Annotated in this window: 18 protein-coding genes; 8 read left to right on the plus strand and 10 right to left on the minus strand. The window is 45.9% G+C overall.

Features of this window, described 5'->3' with window-relative positions:
• Positions 1-106: 106 nt before the first annotated feature.
• The 5 genes from P8H32_RS09925 (at position 107) to P8H32_RS09945 (ending at position 4,684) form a co-directional block, all read left to right on the plus strand.
• Positions 107-589: a hypothetical protein gene (locus tag P8H32_RS09925; protein WP_301089300.1), complete on the plus strand. Its 483-nt coding sequence runs from the start codon at positions 107-109 to the stop codon at positions 587-589.
• 68 nt (positions 590-657) lie between these two features.
• Positions 658-873: a DUF1653 domain-containing protein gene (locus tag P8H32_RS09930; RefSeq protein WP_297291972.1), complete on the plus strand. Its 216-nt coding sequence runs from the start codon at positions 658-660 to the stop codon at positions 871-873.
• Positions 874-1,109: 236 nt separating this feature from the next.
• Positions 1,110-3,764, plus strand: a complete 2,655-nt coding sequence (topA, locus tag P8H32_RS09935) for a type I DNA topoisomerase (RefSeq protein ID WP_301089301.1) — start codon at positions 1,110-1,112, stop codon at positions 3,762-3,764.
• 3 nt (positions 3,765-3,767) lie between these two features.
• Positions 3,768-4,271: a DUF6586 family protein gene (locus P8H32_RS09940; RefSeq protein WP_301089302.1), complete on the plus strand. Its 504-nt coding sequence runs from the start codon at positions 3,768-3,770 to the stop codon at positions 4,269-4,271.
• A gap of 140 nt (positions 4,272-4,411) precedes the next feature.
• Positions 4,412-4,684 carry a hypothetical protein gene (locus tag P8H32_RS09945; RefSeq protein WP_297293208.1) on the plus strand — a complete coding sequence of 91 codons (273 nt, stop codon included), beginning with the start codon at positions 4,412-4,414 and terminating at the stop codon, positions 4,682-4,684.
• Positions 4,685-4,781: 97 nt separating this feature from the next.
• On the opposite strand, the gene lexA is transcribed toward P8H32_RS09945, so the two are convergent.
• Positions 4,782-5,390, minus strand: coding sequence for a transcriptional repressor LexA (gene lexA / locus P8H32_RS09950; RefSeq protein WP_297293207.1), 609 nt, complete (start codon positions 5,388-5,390; stop codon positions 4,782-4,784).
• A gap of 323 nt (positions 5,391-5,713) precedes the next feature.
• On the opposite strand from lexA, the gene P8H32_RS09955 reads away from it, so the two are divergent.
• On the plus strand, positions 5,714-6,433 hold the full coding sequence (locus P8H32_RS09955; protein WP_297293206.1) for a hypothetical protein: 720 nt from the start codon (positions 5,714-5,716) through the stop codon (positions 6,431-6,433).
• Between the two features lie 193 nt (positions 6,434-6,626).
• On the opposite strand, the gene P8H32_RS09960 is transcribed toward P8H32_RS09955, so the two are convergent.
• From P8H32_RS09960 to P8H32_RS09975, 4 genes are all read right to left on the minus strand, one after another.
• The gene (locus tag P8H32_RS09960; protein ID WP_301089303.1) at positions 6,627-8,840 is read right to left on the minus strand and encodes a multiheme c-type cytochrome; all 2,214 of its coding nucleotides are present in this window, start codon (positions 8,838-8,840) and stop codon (positions 6,627-6,629) included.
• Positions 8,841-9,009: 169 nt separating this feature from the next.
• Positions 9,010-11,427 (minus strand): TonB-dependent receptor, encoded by a 2,418-nt coding sequence (locus P8H32_RS09965; RefSeq protein ID WP_301089304.1) that lies wholly within the window; start codon positions 11,425-11,427, stop codon positions 9,010-9,012.
• Between the two features lie 154 nt (positions 11,428-11,581).
• Entirely contained in the window at positions 11,582-12,037 is a 456-nt protein-coding gene (locus P8H32_RS09970) for a flavodoxin family protein (RefSeq protein ID WP_297293284.1), read from the minus strand.
• A 20-nt stretch (positions 12,038-12,057) separates the two neighbouring features.
• Positions 12,058-12,405 (minus strand): VanZ family protein, encoded by a 348-nt coding sequence (locus P8H32_RS09975; RefSeq protein WP_297293285.1) that lies wholly within the window; start codon positions 12,403-12,405, stop codon positions 12,058-12,060.
• 108 nt (positions 12,406-12,513) lie between these two features.
• Between P8H32_RS09975 and P8H32_RS09980 the strand changes: the two genes are divergently transcribed.
• Positions 12,514-12,891 (plus strand): hypothetical protein, encoded by a 378-nt coding sequence (locus tag P8H32_RS09980; RefSeq protein ID WP_301089305.1) that lies wholly within the window; start codon positions 12,514-12,516, stop codon positions 12,889-12,891.
• A 15-nt stretch (positions 12,892-12,906) separates the two neighbouring features.
• On the opposite strand, the gene pepN is transcribed toward P8H32_RS09980, so the two are convergent.
• The 5 genes from pepN to P8H32_RS10005 form a co-directional block, all read right to left on the minus strand.
• The gene (gene pepN / locus P8H32_RS09985; RefSeq protein ID WP_301089306.1) at positions 12,907-15,552 is read right to left on the minus strand and encodes an aminopeptidase N; all 2,646 of its coding nucleotides are present in this window, start codon (positions 15,550-15,552) and stop codon (positions 12,907-12,909) included.
• A 43-nt stretch (positions 15,553-15,595) separates the two neighbouring features.
• Complete coding sequence (locus P8H32_RS09990; RefSeq protein WP_301089339.1) at positions 15,596-16,405, minus strand: DUF2797 domain-containing protein; 810 nt, start codon at positions 16,403-16,405, stop codon at positions 15,596-15,598.
• Positions 16,406-16,449: 44 nt separating this feature from the next.
• Positions 16,450-16,731, minus strand: coding sequence for a DUF1315 family protein (locus P8H32_RS09995; RefSeq protein WP_301089307.1), 282 nt, complete (start codon positions 16,729-16,731; stop codon positions 16,450-16,452).
• A gap of 4 nt (positions 16,732-16,735) precedes the next feature.
• On the minus strand, positions 16,736-17,602 hold the full coding sequence (locus P8H32_RS10000; protein WP_297290865.1) for a rhomboid family intramembrane serine protease: 867 nt from the start codon (positions 17,600-17,602) through the stop codon (positions 16,736-16,738).
• Between the two features lie 61 nt (positions 17,603-17,663).
• Positions 17,664-18,542, minus strand: a complete 879-nt coding sequence (locus P8H32_RS10005) for an NAD(+) kinase (protein ID WP_301089308.1) — start codon at positions 18,540-18,542, stop codon at positions 17,664-17,666.
• Between the two features lie 67 nt (positions 18,543-18,609).
• Here P8H32_RS10005 and P8H32_RS10010 point away from each other — a divergent pair, with 67 nt between their 5' ends.
• Positions 18,610-19,581, plus strand: a complete 972-nt coding sequence (locus P8H32_RS10010; RefSeq protein ID WP_301089309.1) for a DUF1853 family protein — start codon at positions 18,610-18,612, stop codon at positions 19,579-19,581.
• Positions 19,582-19,618 lie beyond the last annotated feature (37 nt).

Below are 19,618 nucleotides of genomic sequence, written 5' to 3' on the forward strand. Positions count from 1 at the left end.
CTGCTAAAGTCTACTGATCCATATCAAATATGGGTAGTCAAATAGGGGGCGGCATAAGCAGGCTTCCTTTAATTATTATCAGCCGCTTTAAGGCTTTGGAGAAAGAGTGAGTTACCTGATTATTGCTGTTGTTGTGCTGATGGTTCTATCCCCTATATTCTGGATTATGCCAAGCCCTAAACAAAAGCGGCAAATGCAGCTGCGGCAAATGGCGATGTCATTGGGCTTTATTGTCAAAATAGCGGATTTACCCCAACAGCATCGCGCCAGGGTGCGTAGAGAGAAAGTCGAGCAGGGTGTAACTTATCGCCTGCCCTGGGAGGTGAAGCGCAGACACCCTGAAAGTGTTGATTTTCTATTGCTGCGTGACCCGGGTGAACATCCGCCAACGCTGGATAATCCAGCCTTACAGACCTTAATGCAACACTGTCTTGACCAGTTACCGGAGTCCGTTGTGGCACTGGAATATGCCAAGCCCGGCCTGGCTTTGTATTGGCGCGAGCGGGGAGATGCTGAGGTGGTAGCAGGTCTTTATCAGCGGCTGGTACAACTGCGTACTAAAGTGCTGGCGCTGGAATCACCTAATTAACACTTTTACCCGATTTTTTTACCATCTATATATAGAAGTAATACTTTTACCCCCATCAAGGAAACACAATGTCTGAGCTACGCAACGGCCTGTATCGTCACTACAAAGGCTACGATTATCAAGTGATTGGAGTGGCGAGCCATAGCGAAACCAGGGAGAGCTTGGTGGTGTATAAAGCCCTCTATGGAGAGATGGGCCTGTGGGTGCGCCCACTTAGTATGTTTATTGAGCAGGTTGAAGTGGATGGTGTAAGCCAGCCCCGATTTGAGTTTATTCATCAGTAATTTTTTTTGTGGCTGTATTGGCTTTTTTAGTAAGCTGTATTTCTATAAATAAATCCTGAAAAATCCGTGGCTTAGCTCTTATTCTAAAAACAAAAAATCAGGCTAAATCGATGGCATAAGACAACCGCTGCAAAATAAAAAGTCACATCAATCCCTTGACCCAGCCTTGAACAGCCCTTATATATGTCGCCTCGCTGCCATATCAGGCAGGATATTTATCATCATAGAAGGGCAATATGGGTAAATCACTGGTCATCGTGGAGTCTCCTGCGAAAGCAAAGACGATTAATAAGTATTTGGGTAAAGATTACATTGTTAAATCCAGCGTGGGTCATATCCGTGACCTGCCGACCTCCGGTAGCAAGAAGGTCGACCCTAAAGAGCGCGCCAAAGCCGCCGCCAAAACCCGTAAAATGGACCCTAAGAAGAAGGCGGCCTACAAAAAAAAGAAGAGCCGTGAGCAGTTAATTGCCCGCATGGGTATTGACCCCGAGAAGAACTGGGACGCCCACTACGAGATACTTCCCGCCAAAGAAAAGGTGGTCACCGAATTACAAAAGCTGGCTGAAGAAGCCGACACCATCTACCTCGCAACGGATTTGGACCGCGAGGGAGAAGCGATTGCCTGGCACCTACAGCAGGCTATTGGCGGCGACGATAACCGTTACCGCCGGGTGGTGTTTAACGAGATTACCAAAAAAGCTATTACCGAAGCCTTTGAGGTCCCCGGTGAGCTGGATACCCATCGTGTTAATGCCCAGCAAGCCCGCCGCTTTTTAGACCGGGTAGTGGGTTATATGGTTTCGCCACTATTATGGGCGAAGATTGCCCGTGGTATTTCAGCGGGCCGGGTGCAGTCGGTAGCAACTCGCCTGATTGTTGAGCGAGAGCAAGAGATCCGCGCTTTTATCCCTGAAGAGTTTTGGCAGGTATTTGCCGATACCGCTGTAGACGGCACGCCGCTGCGGCTTGAAGTTAAAAAGCAAAACGATAAGGCTTTCCGTCCAGCCAATAAAGAGCAAACCGATGCTGTATTGGCCTCCTTAAATGAACAATCTTTTATTGTTAGCAAGCGTGAAGACAAACCGACCAAGTCAAAACCTTCAGCACCGTTTATTACTTCGACCTTGCAGCAGTCTGCCAGTACCCGTTTAGGCTTTGGCGTTAAGAAAACCATGATGATGGCACAGCGCTTATATGAAGCGGGTTATATCACTTATATGCGTACTGACTCGACCAACCTGAGCGCCGATGCGGTAGGTGCCTGTCGTGAGTTTATTCAGTCAAATCACGGTAAAAAATATTTACCTGAAGCCCCAATGAGCTATTCCAGCAAAGAGGGTGCACAGGAAGCGCACGAAGCCATCCGTCCTTCGGATGTCAATATCAAACCTACCCAGTTGCAGAAAATGGAGCGGGATGCCGAACGTTTGTATGAATTAATCTGGCGTCAGTTTGTGGCCTGCCAAATGGTGCCTGCGGAATTTACCAGCAGCAGCATTGTAGTCACTGCGGGTGATTTTGAATTGCGTACCCGCGGCAGGGTCATGCGCTTTGACGGCTTTATGAAAGTATTACCACCTACCTCGAAAAAAGAAGAAGACGTTATCCTGCCGGATGTAAAAGTTAACGATGAACTCAAGCTGCAAAAACTGGACCCCAGCCAGCATTTCACCAAGCCAACACCGCGCTATGGTGAAGCCAGCCTGGTAAAAGAGTTAGAGAAACGCGGTATCGGTCGTCCATCCACCTATGCATCGATTATTTCAACCATTCAGGACCGTGGTTATGTCCGGGTTGAAAATCGCCGTTTTTATGCGGAAAAAATGGGTGATGTAGTTACAGAACGTCTGGTTGAAAGCTTTAGCGATTTACTGGATTACAACTTTACCGCCAAGATGGAAGAGCAGTTAGATGAAGTGGCTGACGGTGAGCTGGACTGGAAAGTTCTGTTAAATAATTTTTATACTGACTTTGGTCAAAAGCTGGAAGCGGCCGGGGCAGAAGAGGGCGGCATGCGCAGCAATGATCCGACTGAGACGGATATTGAGTGCCCAAAGTGTGGTCGTAATATGCAGATTCGTACGGCCAGTACCGGTGTATTTCTAGGGTGCTCAGGTTATGCCCTGCCTCCCAAAGAACGTTGTAAATGTACCATTAACCTGGTTTCCGGTGATGAAGTTGTCAGTGTTGATGACGACGACGAAGGTGAATCGCGCTTATTGTTAAACAAACATCGCTGTAAAATTTGTAATACCGCGATGGATAGCTATCTAATTGATGAACAGCGCAAACTGCATGTCTGCGGCAATAACCCTGATTGTTCGGGTTTTGAGGTAGAGCAGGGCACCTTCAAAATTAAAGGCTACGAAGGGCCGGTACTGGACTGCGATAAATGTGGTGCAGAAATGCAGCTGAAGTCTGGCCGTTTTGGCAAGTACTTTGGTTGTACCAATGAAGAGTGTAAAAATACGCGTAAGCTATTAAGAAATGGGGAAGCGGCACCACCTAAGATGGACCCTGTTCCCATGCCAGAATTGCAGTGTGTGAAAGTGGATGACCACTACGTGTTACGCGACGGCGCTTCCGGTATGTTTTTAGCGGCCAGTAATTTCCCTAAAAACCGCGAAACACGTGCGCCACTGGTGGAAGAGATCTTGCCGCACAAGAAAGAAATTGACCCAAAGTATAAGCACCTGTTTAAAGCCCCCACGGAAGATCCGGATGGCAATAAAACCATTATTCGCTATAGCCGAAAAACCAAAGAGCAGTACGTGCAGACAGAGGTTGATGGTAAACCATCAGGCTGGAAGGCGTTTTATGAAGGCGGCAAGTGGATAATCCAGGAAGGCAAGACCAAAACCAAGAGCAAGAAAAAGAAAGCGAGCTAGCTCATGGCTAATGCACAACGTCCTGTGGTTAATCAGCGGCTTTATTTTTCTCGCCTGCATATTGATTGGCTGAGCCAGCAGTTGGCCAATGAAGAAATTGCCAAGTCAGTGCTTGAGCAATCTTTGGGTGAGTCCGCTGTATTTCACCTAATTAAAACCTATCAGGCCTATCTGGCCGAAATAGCTACGGCTTATACCATCCCTTTGGCTGATTTTAGCGATGCCAAGGAGTTGCTAGGGGCAATGGAGGCTGCAGAGCAGCATTCCGCTGAGGCGCTTGAATTACACGAGCTGGAATCCTCTGCCAGCTGGTTACAGCAGCTTCAGTCTCATTATCAGGCTATTGGCCCTATTAATAAGGTGGTTAGTCGTCCAAAAAACAACCAAATAGTTGCTTTTTCCAGCCCGGAGTCTAACAGCACAATAGAGCTCGATACGATTAAGCGGTACTGGCAGCAGCTAAGTGCGGTGATAGAAAACCAGCGTGCAAGGCTTGAAGAGTGGTAAATGTCCGTCGCGAGGGAACATCGTATTCACAGTGTGCTTTATTAAATGACCCAGGGTACCTTTCGCTGCCAAAGTCTGGCTGTTAGAATAACTGCCCAACGATACCATCGTGGTATCTAATTAAGTGTTAGGAAATTGCAGTGTCGTCACCATTTTTAGAGATTGTTCAATTAGCCGATGGCGAAATCGTGCTAAAACGCTCCGATGAAGAAGGAGATCCGCTGGTTGAGATTCGCTTCTCTGAAGAGTCCAAAGATTATATTGGTGATGCGGGTATTGATATTGCCAAGGCGATGATTCAGGCCGGTATTCAAGCCGCGGCGCATCTAAATGAAGCCAGGCTTGAAGCCAGGTTTGAAGAAGAGGACGGTGAAATTGTATTCGGTGAGAGCGAAGAGCACGTACTTCACTAAGTGATATTTCTTACCACCCCTGCTAAGGAACGTCATCCCCGCTAAGGGCGAGGACCCAGCACTGTAGATTCCCGCCTTCGCAGGGATGACAATCGCGTTACTGCCGTCTTACTACACCAACACTTAAACCTTCAATTTCAAAGTCCTGGTGACGCAGGTCCACTTCGATAGGCTGGTAGTCTTCATTTTCTGGCAATAACAGTATTTGGTGCTTGCTACGGGTTTTCTTCAGGCGTTTTACCGTTACTTCATCGTCTATACGTGCCACCACAATTTCACCATTTTGCGCATCACTGGTTTTGTGCACGGCCAGCAAGTCGCCTTCAAATATACCGATATCAATCATACTGTCGCCGCGCACACGCAGGAAGTAATCCGCCTGTGGGCTAAAAAACGATTGTGGCATTTCGCAATAGTCTTCAATATGTTCCTGCGCGGTAATAGGGCTACCGGCGGCTACCTGGCCAACAATGGGGATACCTTTTTCTTCTTCACTATCTGGAATGCGAATACCCCGTGAGGCACCGGCAATCATTTCAATAGCACCTTTTCTGGCCAGGGCTTTGAGGTGCTCTTCAGCGGCATTGGCGGATTTAAAACCCAGCTCACGGGCAATGTCAGCACGGGTAGGGGGGAAGCCTGTTTCGTCAATATGACTCTTGATTACTGCTAGTACTTCGCTTTGTCGTTGTGTCAGCTTGGTCATAGTGCCTTCCTGTTTGACTTATATTTGCTTAAATATGCTTGAGTGTGCCTGAAACTGATTATCTGTTTTTATATACAGCTCTGTGATTATATACAGTGAGCTATATCCTGCAAGCTTTTAAAGTAATTAATTGTAGATGGCGGCAAGTTGGCTGGTACTTCGCTGAAGAAAAAAAGCGGTATTATTGCCCTTGATATTAAATTTATGGGAGAAGCAGGGGCCGATAAGGGCCCATCCATTTCAGCGTCACATTGACTTTTTATTCCAATTGGTCATATAATATACAGAATATAATTAAAATTAATCATTGGGATACATCCCTCATGTTGAAACAAATTCCAGCCTTGGCGGCTCTTATAATTTCATTAGCAGCTGCAAGCTCGCAAGCTGCCACTGTCACCCTGAATGGAGATAACGTCAGTTTTACTTTTGACGACAGCACATTATTTGGCTCGGCTGGTGTTGTTGGCGATAGTATTTACTTTTTACCAACTAATTTTGGGGCGCAAGCCACGAATCTGGATGGTGCTGTAATAACTTCAGATGTCCTAAATATTCAAATTCAGGTTTTAGATGGCTTTTCTTATGAAATTGGAAGCATTTCCTTTGTCGAAGTGGGCGATTATGAACTGTTTGGGTCCAGTGCAGAGGTTCAGGCGAATGGACGACTTCAGGTAACCAGTAATACAAAAGTTGGTCCCAATCCTTTATTAATTCCCGGTCTTCCTGATGTTGCGCTGAACACTTCTCAAATATTTGCTGCAGGGAATATGGATACTGTAGGTGCCCTGACTGAGTGGAGTGCAATCGCGGCTGTTGATCTGACAGCGATTGCTGGCTGGGGAAGTGATACCAGTATTGTCGTCCAAGTTCAAAACAATTTACGCGCTGTGACTACTGAGCTAGGCGACAGTGCAACAATTCAGAAAAAAGCACAACTTATCGGTTTGTCAGTACAGCCCAGTGAAGTACCGGTACCTGGTGCAGCCTGGTTGTTTGGCTCGGCACTGGTAGGTTTGATCGGCTTACATCGCAAGAAGTAGGATCTATTTAGCTGTTCTGGTTTGTATCTACCACCATAAGAAGCTTCGCATAATGTATATTATGTTAAATTGCATAGATGCTCATTAGCATCGGTGCGGCTTCTCTTTCCAAATTACCCAACAATTCGCTTTTGCCGCTTTTAACACAGTGCTTTTAACACAGTGTTTGCATCCATCGCTGTGGCTTGGAATATTATTGGCTACTCTGCGGTAATTGCGCGGAATACTGCCGCGCTTCTTCTTTGCGCCCCTGCATATCCAAATAACTGGCCAGTGCCGAGAGAATATCGGTATTGCCGGGGCTGCGCAGTAAAGCCCTTTTCAGCATTGTAATGGCCCAATCCCGTTTACCACTTTCAAACAAGGCAACCGCATAAACATAGCTATAGCGGACAATATCAGGAGCCTGTGTAGCGGCCACCTCAAGATAAGCCGTGGCTTTATCAAGCTGCTTTAAGCGGATCATCAGCAAGCCCATTGCATAATTAGCTGAAACATTATTAGCATCAATGAGTATGGCTTTTTCCAACAGTGGCAGAGCTAGTTGATCCTGCCCTTTGGCGCGAAAGAGATCCGCCCTATTCAACAATGCCGGAATATAGTGAGGCTCAATCAGTAGTGCCTGCTGGTAAGCCTGTTCAGCTAGCCCCCATTGATTCATGGATTGGTACAACACACCTAACTGCATTTGGCCAGCGGGGGTATCGGCATTGAGTTGTATTGATGCTATATATTCATCAACCGCTGCCTGCACTGTTTGCTTTTGTGAGGGCTGCAAGACAACATTGTGACTAACCAGCATACTCGCAAATAATCGAGCGGCTTCCAGTCTGATGGCTTTGACCGGATCGCTCATTAATGGCCATAGATGGCGAATACGTTGCTGTTCCGGTAGTAATTCAATCACCCCAATAGCGGCAAGACGCATAGTGGCGCTGGATGACTCTAATTGTAGCAATGCGGTATTGACCGCATATTGATTGGGATAATTTCTTAATAGCTGCAAACCAGAGGCCCTAACCATAATCGGCATAGACTCATCATCAACCAGGGCAGATAGCTGCGGTAATGCCTGTGCCGCGCCCTGCTCGCCCGCATATATTAATGGTGCAAAACTGGCATGTTCTATACGGTCTGGATACCACTGTTTAAAAGCGGCAAGTGTCCAGTCGGTCTCTTTGTCGGTATGACATTGGTTGCAGGCATTGGGAACACCCAAGCTTTGCGATAGATCGGGACGGGGAATGCGCAGGCTGTGATCACGGCGAGGGTCTACGGTCATATAAGTGGTTTCTGGCATATGACAATTAACACACTGTGAGCCTTCACTGGTATTGTTGTGATGGTGATGCTCAGGTTGATCAAACACTGAAGGATTATGGCATTGAGCGCAGACCTGGTTATCGGGTGCTTTTAATTTGAGGCTATGAGGGTTATGACAATCACTGCATACCACGCCACGCTGGTACATTTTGCTTTGCACAAAAGAGCCATAGACATAAACCTCATCAAGAATCTGGCCATCAACATGATATAGAGGAGACTCTATTAAACGGGATAGATGGGTATCTAGCAGCTCTTTACCTTGAGGGGTTTTATTATCAACCTCACCGATGATAGAGCGACGGGAATGGCATCCAGCACAGCTGTTAATTTGCTGGTCGGTATGGGCACGACTGGCACCGTGCTTGGCGGCAGTGTTTAAACCCGGCGAACGCTGCCACTGTCCATCGGAACGGATGTCAGTTAGCAAACCTTTGTTATCCCCTTTGTTATCGTCTTTACTGTTAAGCCATTCAATATGCTGGCTACCCGCTCCATGGCAGGACTCACAGGCTACATCAATTTCAAACCAGGTGGTCTGGTAGCTATTGGAGCTGACATCATAGTTTTTTTGCAGATTAGTAGAGTGACATTCAGCACAGCGGGAATTCCAGTTTTGGGAAAAGCGGGTCCAGTGCAATACATCTTCATGACCGCTGACATCGGGATATAAATGAAACCAGCGTTGTCCGCCCTCTTCTTTGCTACGGCTATCCCAAGCGATACTCAAGCTTTGGTAGCGTCCATCATCAAAGCCAATCAAGTATTGCTGAAGCGGGCTTACACCAAAGGTATAGTCAATTTTGAAATCCTGTAGCTTGCCATCAGCGCCATCGGTATTGACCCAATACTCATCCCCTTTTTTAAAAAAGGTTGAAGTAATACCGTTTAGGGTAAAAGTTGCCTGATCAAAATCACCCAGCACAGAAGCGCTGTCTGCTACCATCATTGCTTGATCGTGATGGGAACCTTGCCACTCTTTATAAGCTTGCTGGTGGCAAGCCGCACATCGCTGACTACCGATAAAGTCAGCGTTATCTGCCGGCTTGGCCTGAGTCATTAATGAGAAAAAAGAAAACAACAAATAGACTGCACAAACAGTAAGGGGAAAGCGCATTATACTTACAAACCACGTCATTATTTATTAGAGCTACAGATGTTCGATACTGCTAAGGCCAACATAAAAATCCCCGTACGTAGACGGGGATGGGATATAAAGATGCGCCATTTATGCAATGACGCTTAGCCGGAACCTAAAAACGATAAGTACCTTGGATGGCTACACTACGACCACGCTCATAGAAATTATAACGACTTTTTGCCTGGAAATTACTAAAGGCAAGTGGCGTACCGTTTGAGTAGGTCACGATAGTTTCGTCGGTTAAGTTTTTACCGACTACCGCCACTTCCCAAACACCCTCAATTTCTGCCAAAGCGACGCGTGCATTGATTTTGCTATAACCATCTTGCTCAACCGCAGGGTCCAGTGTCTGGCTTGGGTTGTAATCATCGGTAAAGATGACGTCAAGGTTGGCACGGAACTCCAGCGCGCTGCCGATAGTGTTGGTGTAATCCAAACCTATGTTACCACTCCAGTCAGCAACATATTGGTTGGTTTCACCGGTGTAATCACAGAAGCCGTCAAATTCAGTACTGCCAGGGTAAACCAGAACCTGATCAGGCAATACACCTTGAGTACACTGGCCATCTTCGAAATCCTTAAACTCGAAGTCCAAAAACGCCAGGGCACCTGTCAGAGTCAACGTGTCGGTTAGCATCCAGCGACCATCAATTTCGATACCCTGTGTTTCAGCTTCTGCAGCATTACCTACATTGAAGCCTACCTTGCTATCAAAGACACTGACCTGCAGATCATCGTATTGGGTAAAGAACACCGCAACATTTAGCTCGGCCGCACCACCCAGCAAGGTTGTTTTGGCACCCGCTTCAAAGCTGGTGGCTTCTTCTTCATCATAAGCAAAAGTACCTACCGGGAAAGGTGTATCCGGGGAGGCATTTGAGCGAACATCAAAACCACCTGACTTAAAGCCCTGGCTGGCTGTGGCGTAAAGCATAACATCTTCGTTAAGGTCATACTCAGCTGTAATCATCGGTGAGAAATTGTCTTCAGAACGTGAATCATTCAGATCGTGAGGCTCAAATAAGAAGACACCGGTATAAACACCAACTGCCTGGCCTTTGGCGAGCGGATCAGTAATATCACTACCATCAAGATTTGCAACATCCAGTGAACGGGATGCATCTTTCTCTTCATTGGAATAACGTCCACCAAAGGTGAGTCTTAAGTCGTCGGACATATTGTAAGTAAACTGAATAAACGCAGACCACAGCTCAGTATCCTGCTGAAAAGACCTCGGAGCGGAAGTGCTAGCTATCGCACTACCGGGAGCATATGGAAACGGAATATCTCCAGCAGCCCATGACGCATCAAGCGCGCCAACCAAAACGCTATCGGCGGGCAGAAAGAACTGATCCGCAAATTCAAGCTCACTATCCTGGTAATAAAAACCGGTAATATATTCAAAGGTTTCACCAGTACCTGAATCAAACCTTACCTCAAGGCTGGTTTGCTCATACTCTTCTTCACTAATTAAGCTAAAAACATTACCGGCGGTAAAATCACAATCACAGAGCTCTTCGTAATCGTATTCCATAAAGGCACCAATAACCGTAAGGGTCCCCTCCCCTAAAGCATAGTTAGCGTTCAGGGTGAAGTTATCAGTACTATTTTCACTATAATCACCATTAGAGCTTCGACGGCCATCCTGATAGTTATTCAACACACTCAGATCCTGACCAAATGCACCGGCTAAAATCTGGGAATAATTAAGACCACCAAAGCTCGGGTCAAGGGAAGGCTCTTCTTTATCAATTTCTATCTGTCGACCATTAACATCAAAATCACTGGTTTCATATTTAAAGGTCAAATCCAGATCTTCAGAAGCCTGCCAGTCAAAAATGACGCGAATAGTTTCTTCATCGCGATTAGGCTCATCATTACCGTTAGTCAGGTTTTCCATATAACCATCCATAGTCCGATTGCGATAAGCCAGTCGCGCACCTAAATCAGCGGTAATAGGACCGGACAACACCAGGTCATACACTTCTTCACCATGATCAGGCTCATATAGCGCGGATACAGAGCCTTCAAACTCATCTCCAGGCTTGGCAGTGGTAAGACTTAAGGCACCGGCAATACTGTTTTTACCAAATAAAATATTTTGTGGGCCGCGAAGCACTTCCACACGCTCAAGATCAAGGAAAGGAGCACGGGATAATTGCCCTCTACCGTAGGAGACACCATCTACATACATCCCCGTAGATTGTTCAAAGCCCTGGTTAATACCAGAGCCAATACCACGGATATAAATATTGGTGCCGATGCCCGTTTCAGACATTGTTAAGTTGGGTACATAAGCTTGCAGGTCTTCGATTTTATCGATACCGGCTTCCATCATCTTGGTGCCCGATATAGCCGAGACAGAGACAGGAACATCCTGCAAGCTCTCAGCACGTAATTGGGCGGTAACTATGATTTCTTCCAGGACTTGAGCAGCAAGTAAACCAGAATGAGCAACTGAGCTTAACAAAATGCCCGCCACGATTGGTTTAACTGCCATTGGTTTAACTACAGACTTCAGGTAAGTCATTGTCTTCCCCTTTAATTATAAATATTATTTATTTCCATATACATTCTAGCTGTTTCTTAGTGTCTGTAAATAATACTTGGATACTATTTAGTCTTTTTAGATCTTTGATCTTCCTTATAAAGAAAGTGAATTAAAACAGAAACAAAATAGGTAGTCAGTACATACCTATCGAAAGCCCGACAGCAAGCGCATTTCCAAGCTCTTCGCTTTGTGCAAAAGCAGGGGTTGATGGCTTGCCTGGGATGATAAGCGGTTTAGCCACACAACGCAGTGGATAGCCTTTGGCAATACGCTCTAACTGCCTGAGTGCACCAGAGCCATCGTTTCCGGCACTGATAATTACCCCATAGGGCAAATTCAGCTGTTGCGGTTCAACCGCATAAAAGGTGCGATCAAAAAAGTCCTTGAGTCCACCGGACATATCACCAAAATATTCTGGCGTAGCAAAAATCAGGGCGTCGGCCCAGAGCAAATCGTCCACCCCTGCCTCCATGGCGGGTAACAACCTTGCTTCTACCTCAGGCTCATTTAACGCACCTTTCAATGCCGCCTCGGCAAGTGCACGGGTGCTGCCTGATTGGGTATGGTAAATAATTTGTAAGTGTTTCATGCAACCGCCCCTATTAAGGGTCAAAAAGGGATTTTGTTGATTAATATCGGGCGAAGCAATAAATACATAGCCAAGCCCACTGCATCCCCAAATACATCAAATGATGAAGCGAAACGTCCAGGGATTTGAGACTGCACTAATTCAATCGCCAATCCATAGGCCAGCAACGGCATCACTTTCCCGAGCCATAGGTTAGCTGAAGGATAGGCGCGATCTAACAAACCCAGCAAAACAAAAAAAGCTAGCGCATGGTTGGCTTTATCCCATCCGGTAGTCAACAATACCTGTTCCTGTGGCAACACTGCCAGCAGCGTGACAATTAGCCATACCCAATAAAAACAAAACCGACTGAACGAAACTAATGACAAGATGCAATCTCTCTTTATAGTAATAAGTAGTGAGCCTGATACGAAACCATGCTTTATATTTATTTAATCTCTACTATACTTTGGCGATAACCAGTCCGAGCTCACGCCATGAGTAACCAAAGTAAAACCACTAAAGTTGTATTAGTTATTATAGTATTCCTTTTACTGCTTGCAGCCACTACAACAATACTTTACTTAACCATTAATAAAGAAAAGAAAACGACTTTTTTTGCCCGCAGTATTAATGATGCATCCTATGACTGTGAGGCCACGATTAACAATAAGTACGAAGAGGATTTAGTCAATAAAAGCTTTGATGATATTTCTTCCCATTATGATCCTGGCAAACGCCAGTACACAATTTACTACCGCATTAGTATCAAAGAGAAACAAGAAGACTACCCCGTGGTTAATGACTATATGGCTAAATGTGTTGTTTGGGAGAGGCTCGGCTACGTGTCAGATTTTAGGGTGTTCAGCTACTAAACACCCTGCCCTCACCTAAGCCTTTAAGCTTTTAGAAACCACTTCAAAAACATCCCGTGACAAATCCGGTTCAGCCATAATTCTTTCCAGTTCTGCCTTCATTAAGGCGCGGCTATCCGCGGTGTATTTCTTCCACTTGGTTAAAGGCCCAAGCAAGCGTGAGGCCATCTGTGGGTTAAGTCGATTGAGCTCAACAACCTGGTCCGCCAGGAAGCGATAACCTGCACCATCACGCTGGTGAAAATTAACCGCATTCTGGCCACAGAAGGCTCCGATTAAGGCTCGAGCTTTATTGGGATTTTTGATATCAAAAGCCGGATGGGTCATCAGGCCTTTAACATGGTCTAATGTACCCGGTACCGAGCAGACCGCCTGCGCCATAAACCACTGGTTGACCACCAGTGACTCATGTTGCCAACGCTCGTAAAACAACTTCAATACACGTTGTTTCTGCATCCCAAATTCGCTATTTAAAATAACATTAAAGGCTGCCAGTACATCGGTCATATTATTGGCGTGATCAAACTGTTCAACGGCCGCCGCTAATGCATCATCAGTGCCCAACAACATTAAATAAGCCAGAGCCGTATTTTTTAGACTACGCTGGGCTATTTGAAGTGCTGAAGGTTGGTAGGCGTCATCGCAGTGATTATTGCGGAAGGCTTGCCATAGTTCTTGCTCTAACGCTTCGGCAATGGTTAATCTGGCTAAAGTTCTAGCCTGATAAATAGCATGGACATCAACCTCATCAGAAATTTCTGTCATATAGGCTTCTGAGGGCAGCTTTAACATTAAGGCCACCATAGCTTTATCCAGTGACTCATCTAATAGAATAGAGCGATAGGCCGCTATCAATCTCGGATCTACACTTGCCTGCTCATTGTTTTGCACAGCTGCAATCATTTCATTAAGCACCTGCACACCTAACTGCTGTGAGGCATCCCAGCGAATAAAGCCATCACTGTCATTGCGCATTAAAAACAGCAGCTCGTCACGGCTGTAATTGAAAGCCAGTTTTACCGGTGCAGAAAAACCCCGCAATAAACTGGGCACGGGCTTTTCTTTGACCTGATGGAATACAAAGGTTTGGCGGGGCTCGGTAATATCGATGACGACCTCGGTATTACTGCCATTTTCTTTATCATTATGCAGCGGCAATGCGCCCTCTTTGCCTAACAGAGCCATAGACATAGGGATATGGAAAGGCTGTTTTTGCTCTTGCCCCGGTGTGGCTGGACAGTGCTGCTCTACCGTTAAGCTATAAGTTTGTGCACTGTCATCATAGACACCCTCTACCGCAACTCGAGGTGTACCCGCCTGTGAATACCAAAGCCTGAATTGAGACAGGTCTTTAGCTGAGGCATCCTCCATGGCTTTAACAAAGTCTTCGCAGGTGACAGCCTGGCCATCGTGACGCTCAAAATAGAGGTCTGAGCCTTTACGAAAGTCGTTGGGGCCCAATAGATTGGCAATCATACGAACAATTTCAGCGCCTTTTTCATAGATTGTGACGGTATAGAAATTAGAAATTTCCATAAAAGACTCAGGCCTGATCGGGTGAGCCATTGGGCCACCGTCCTCGGCAAACTGCACCGTGCGTAACAGGGAAACATCCTCTACCCGCTTAACCGTTCGCGAGCCCATATCCGATGAAAACTCAGCATCGCGATAGACGGTAAAACCCTCTTTTAAACTTAACTGAAACCAGTCGCGGCAAGTTACCCGGTTGCCTGACCAGTTATGGAAGTACTCATGGGCGACAACGCCCTCGACTCGCTGAAAACCTGCATCCGTTGTTGTTTCAGGTTTTGCGAGTACACAGGAGGTATTAAAAATATTCAGGCTTTTATTTTCCATCGCCCCCATATTGAAATCATCAACAGCGACAATATTAAAAATCGTTAAATCGTATTCGCGACCATAGACTTCTTCATCCCAACGCATGGAATGAACTAAAGAGGCCATAGCGTGTTCGCATTTATCAAGATCTTTAGGCTCAACAAAAATACGCAGGGTGACGTCATTGCCTGACCGGGTGGTAAAGTGATCTTCGGTATATTCCAGATCCCCCGCTACCAGTGCAAACAAATAAGCTGGCTTCTTAAAAGGATCATCCCACTTTACCCAGTGGCGGCCATTATCCATCTCACCGCAGCCAATATTATTGCCATTAGACAATAATACGGGATAACGTTTTTTATCGGCTTCCACTGTGGTGGTAAACACCGACATTACATCAGGGCGATCCAGGTAATAGGTGATTTTACGAAAGCCTTCCGCTTCGCACTGGGTACAAAACATAGTGTTTGATTTATAAAGGCCTTCGAGGGACGTATTTTGCTGAGGTTTTATTTCGGTTATGCATTCCAGTACAAATTCATCGGGTAACGAGTAGATGGTTAAGCTCTCTGGGGTGACCTGGTAATCAGCCCCGGATAAAACCACATCATTTACAGTCAGTGATTGTAAAACCAATTCCTGCCCGTGCAGCATCAACTCAACGTCCTGATTAGCAGCCTCAGGGTTGCGGCGCATAGTCAGTGTTGATCTAACCTCTGAGCTCTGCTCACCCAGCGAAAAATACAAATCCGTTTTATCGATCAGAAAATCGGGTACTTGGTAATCTTTCAGAAAAATCGTTTTAGGTTGCGCGTCCCGCATTACTTAATAACTCCAAATAATCATGATGTAATTATTGCCAGGCTTAAGCCGCCGTAAACTCAATATGATAACCACCAAACTTACGGATATTTAAAACACCGGTATCCAATATTAAGTACTGGCCTTTAATCCCCTTCAACACGCCGGTTATTTCTGGCTGCTTGTCAAAATTAAATGATGTGACCTTGGTGGGGAATTCTTCAACCGGATAATGAATACTTACCGGTGCCGCATCATTAATAGCCTGGATTGACTGTACGCCGTATTCATCCTGCAAGGCAGATATCTCAGCTTTACAGGCTTCAAATAATTCATCGCGGCACTGTTCAAGATCGATAATATCGACTTCACCTTTAAGCATTCTGCGCCAATTGGTTTTGTCCGCCACATGATTTTTAAACACGACCTCTACCAAGCCTGATTGCTGTCTGGTACTAACACGGAAAATGGGTATCGCCTGAATAGCCCCCTGATCCATCCAGCGGGTTGGAATTTGGCTACCGCGGGTAATACCGACTTTAATACCGGAAGAGTTCGCCAGATAAACAAAATGGTCCGTCATGCAAAATTCATCACCCCACTCTGGCTGGCGACAGGTGCCTGCATGGTAATGACATTTTTCCGGGCTCATAATGCAGCTATCGCACTGTGCCAACTTGGTAAAACAGGGGTAGCAATAACCCTGGTTAAAGCTCTTTTTAGTTTTACGACCACAGTGGGCACAATTAATCACACCGCTGTAAATCAACTTAATGGTTTTACCCAGCAAAGGGTTAAGTGACAGTAATTCATCACCAATGGGCAGGTGATAGGTAACTGCTTCCCCCTCACCTTCCCCTAACCGGGTTTGCATTTTTTTTAGATGACCGACAGCATGTTCTGCCAAAATTGATTCTCCTATTCAGACCACTTTAGTGGTCGTTCCTGGTTTTGATTGTTAGCTGGGGCGGGTTGATCATCACAGAGTTCACCCTCTGCTTTGCTGCCTCTATCGATATGACCAACACGATCCGTCTGGGCTAAATGACGCTGTTCATAGCTTATCACCGCTTCCATACACAATTCTTTCTGCTCTTGGGTCAGGCGCCTACCATCTGGCCATTTACCGATTTCAATGGCGCGCTTGAGGCTGGCGTGAATGTCTGGCGTAATATTGCTAATCAGTTGTTCATAATCCATCGTCTTATACCTGGTTCTCTTTGGTTGAGAACTTATCAATTAAAGCGGCGCCAAAACCCATTAGGCAGCCCATAATCAAGCCACCTAAATGCGCCACATTGGCCACCTTACCCGCACCTAACACACCGGCCAGGCCAACAAAGCCAACTACCATCATAAATAGCGAAAAGTACAAAATAACATTGGGTATCATCAGGTCTTTTTCCGGGCGCATCATACTCCATACCCAGCCGTAGCCCAGCAAGCCATAGACCACGCCAGACATTCCACCAAAAATGGTGGCCTCGGCATAGGTAGCCTGCATGATATTGGAGCCCAGACCGATCACCATACAGATGCCTAACATACGCACACTGCCCTGCAACAGTTCGATTCTTTGACCAACAAACCAGAGCATCGCCATATTGAAGGCAATATGCATTAAACCAAAGTGTAGAAAAATCGGGGTAATTAGGCGCCAGTACTCTCCATTGGGAACGGAGAAAATAATATAGGTACTCATTCGGTTGAAATCAAAGAAGGTAAAATATTTGACCAAACCAAAGTCGCGGTCAAAATAGACCAGGCAAAAACCTAGCACACTTAAAATTATACCGCCCAGGGTAACTGGCAAATGGCTTAGCAATTTAGTGGCAACGGCGGTAGCTTGCGGAGACTCTGGCATTTCAATCACAGGCGCTTCAGTTTCACCGGTAAGAAACTTTTCATAGGCATTACGAACCTGTAGTGCTACCGATTTATCCCCCACCAACAAAAGTTTGCGATCATTGCTTTCTACAACTCGATGACTGACCCGCTGGTCCCACAGGTATTTGCTAAACACCTGCAGATCCTGCTCTATGGATACATCAATCACTACTATTTCAGCCATACATTTACCTCACGTTGTTACTTTTATGACAGGAATTCAAACCAGAGCTAAAGAAAAAGGACTAGCCAATTAAGCCTGTACCCCAACCCAATTTGTCGCGGCAGCTGGCATAAAAACTATGATCGGTGGGGTGAATCAACTTTAGTTTGTGACGTCGCTTGGTGATATAGACTGTATCGCCCGGCAGCGCCGTTAGATGAACTTGCCCGTCACAAGTCACAGGCGGGTGAATTTTATTGGACTTATTGATTTCAATTCTGATTTCGCTATTACCATCAATAACGATCGGGCGACTACTTAAGGTATGAGGAAACATAGGCACCAAAACCACTGCATCCAGTTTGGGGTGCATAATAGGCCCGCCCCCCGACAGCGAATAGGCGGTTGACCCGGTGGGTGTTGAAACAATTAAGCCATCTGAACGTTGTGGGTAAACAAACTCATCGTCCACATAGACATTAAACTCTATCATCTGTGCTGAAGTGCCGGAGTTAACTACCACATCATTTAAGGCTTCTGCCCGGCCTATCACTTCACCATTACGTTTAACAATGGCACTCAATAGAAAACGCTTTTCTAAAACATATTCACCTTGCAGTACTGCACCGACTTTTTCTTCTAACTCTTCAGGCAAGATATCGGTCAGGAAGCCGAGGCGTCCCCGGTTAATACCCAGCACTGGTACGTTATGCCTGGCTAACTGCCTGGCCGCCCCTAGTAGACTGCCATCACCACCAAGCACAATAATTAAATCACAGCTTTCACCCATTTTAGTTCTGCCACTGACCGGATAAGGGTTATCAGGTAGCAGGCTGGCTATGGTTTTACCAAGTATAATGTCTATTTTTTGAGCAGACAGAAAGCTCGTAAGTACCCGCAAGGACTCACCCACGGCATCACTCTCACGGCCAATAATCCCTACTGTGTTAAATTCATTCATATTTGATCGGTCGGTTGTTATCAATTTGGGCTAGTATACTCTAATTTGATTAAAGCCCAAGGCAGCTATGGCCACTATAACATCCCTTAAAAATCAATGCGTTAGAGATTTGGCCTGGAGCTGCTTTGGCCAGAACCTAATTAATGACTTTGGTGGTCTGGGCCATAGCGCTGTACAGAGCTGCCATATCCACCTGACTGCGGCCAGACAGCAGTGGTTGCTGCAACTGGATCAAGAGCCAACGCCCCTGTTAGATTATTTAAGCCAGCCTCGCAGCCCGCGAATTGGCCTTTACTTTGAAGCCTTATGGCAATTTTTTATCACCCATGATGCAGATTTAGAATTACTAGCCCACAACCTGCAAGTATCCTATAACAAGAAAACCTATGGTGAGTTTGATGTTATCTACCGCGATAACAGCAATGGCAACAGTTACCACCTTGAATTGGCGATTAAGTTTTACCTGAATAATTCACTATCAGCCAACCGGGGGATATTTTCTACTGACTTCGGTTATTGGCTAGGCCCCAATGCGATTGATCGGCTTGATATTAAAACCGAGCACCTTCTTAACCATCAAATAAAACTCTCTGCCAGCGAAGCAGGAAAAAACGCACTGGCATTATTAGGCCTTGAAACCGTAATCCCTGAAATTGCTATCAAAGGACGTTTATTTTACCCCCATAGCATTAACCCTGAGGCCTCAACTGCGGCTCTATCCCCGTCACATAATTATGGTCACTGGGCTAATCTTTCGAATTTAAATAAGGTGACCCAGACTTGTGTGGACTGGCTAATACTGGATAGATCGGAATGGATTAGCCCTGTCTATCGAACGCTCGCGGAACTTGAGCAAAAGATTAAATGCCCACTGCAATTACAAGACACATTAAGCCTGTATTTTTCAACTAACTCACAACCATTAATGATTTGCGGGCTTGAACAAAGGGATGATTATTACTGCGAAAAAGTACGTTTTTTTATTACCGCAGATAACTGGCCCAAATGCACTCGACGAACCGCTCACAAATCTCTATAGTACGCCCGCTCTGATAGCAGTCGTCTCTGACGGTTGC

It is taken from the genome of Oceanicoccus sp., from assembly GCF_029238675.1.
Classification (GTDB): domain Bacteria; phylum Pseudomonadota; class Gammaproteobacteria; order Pseudomonadales; family Dasaniaceae; genus Oceanicoccus.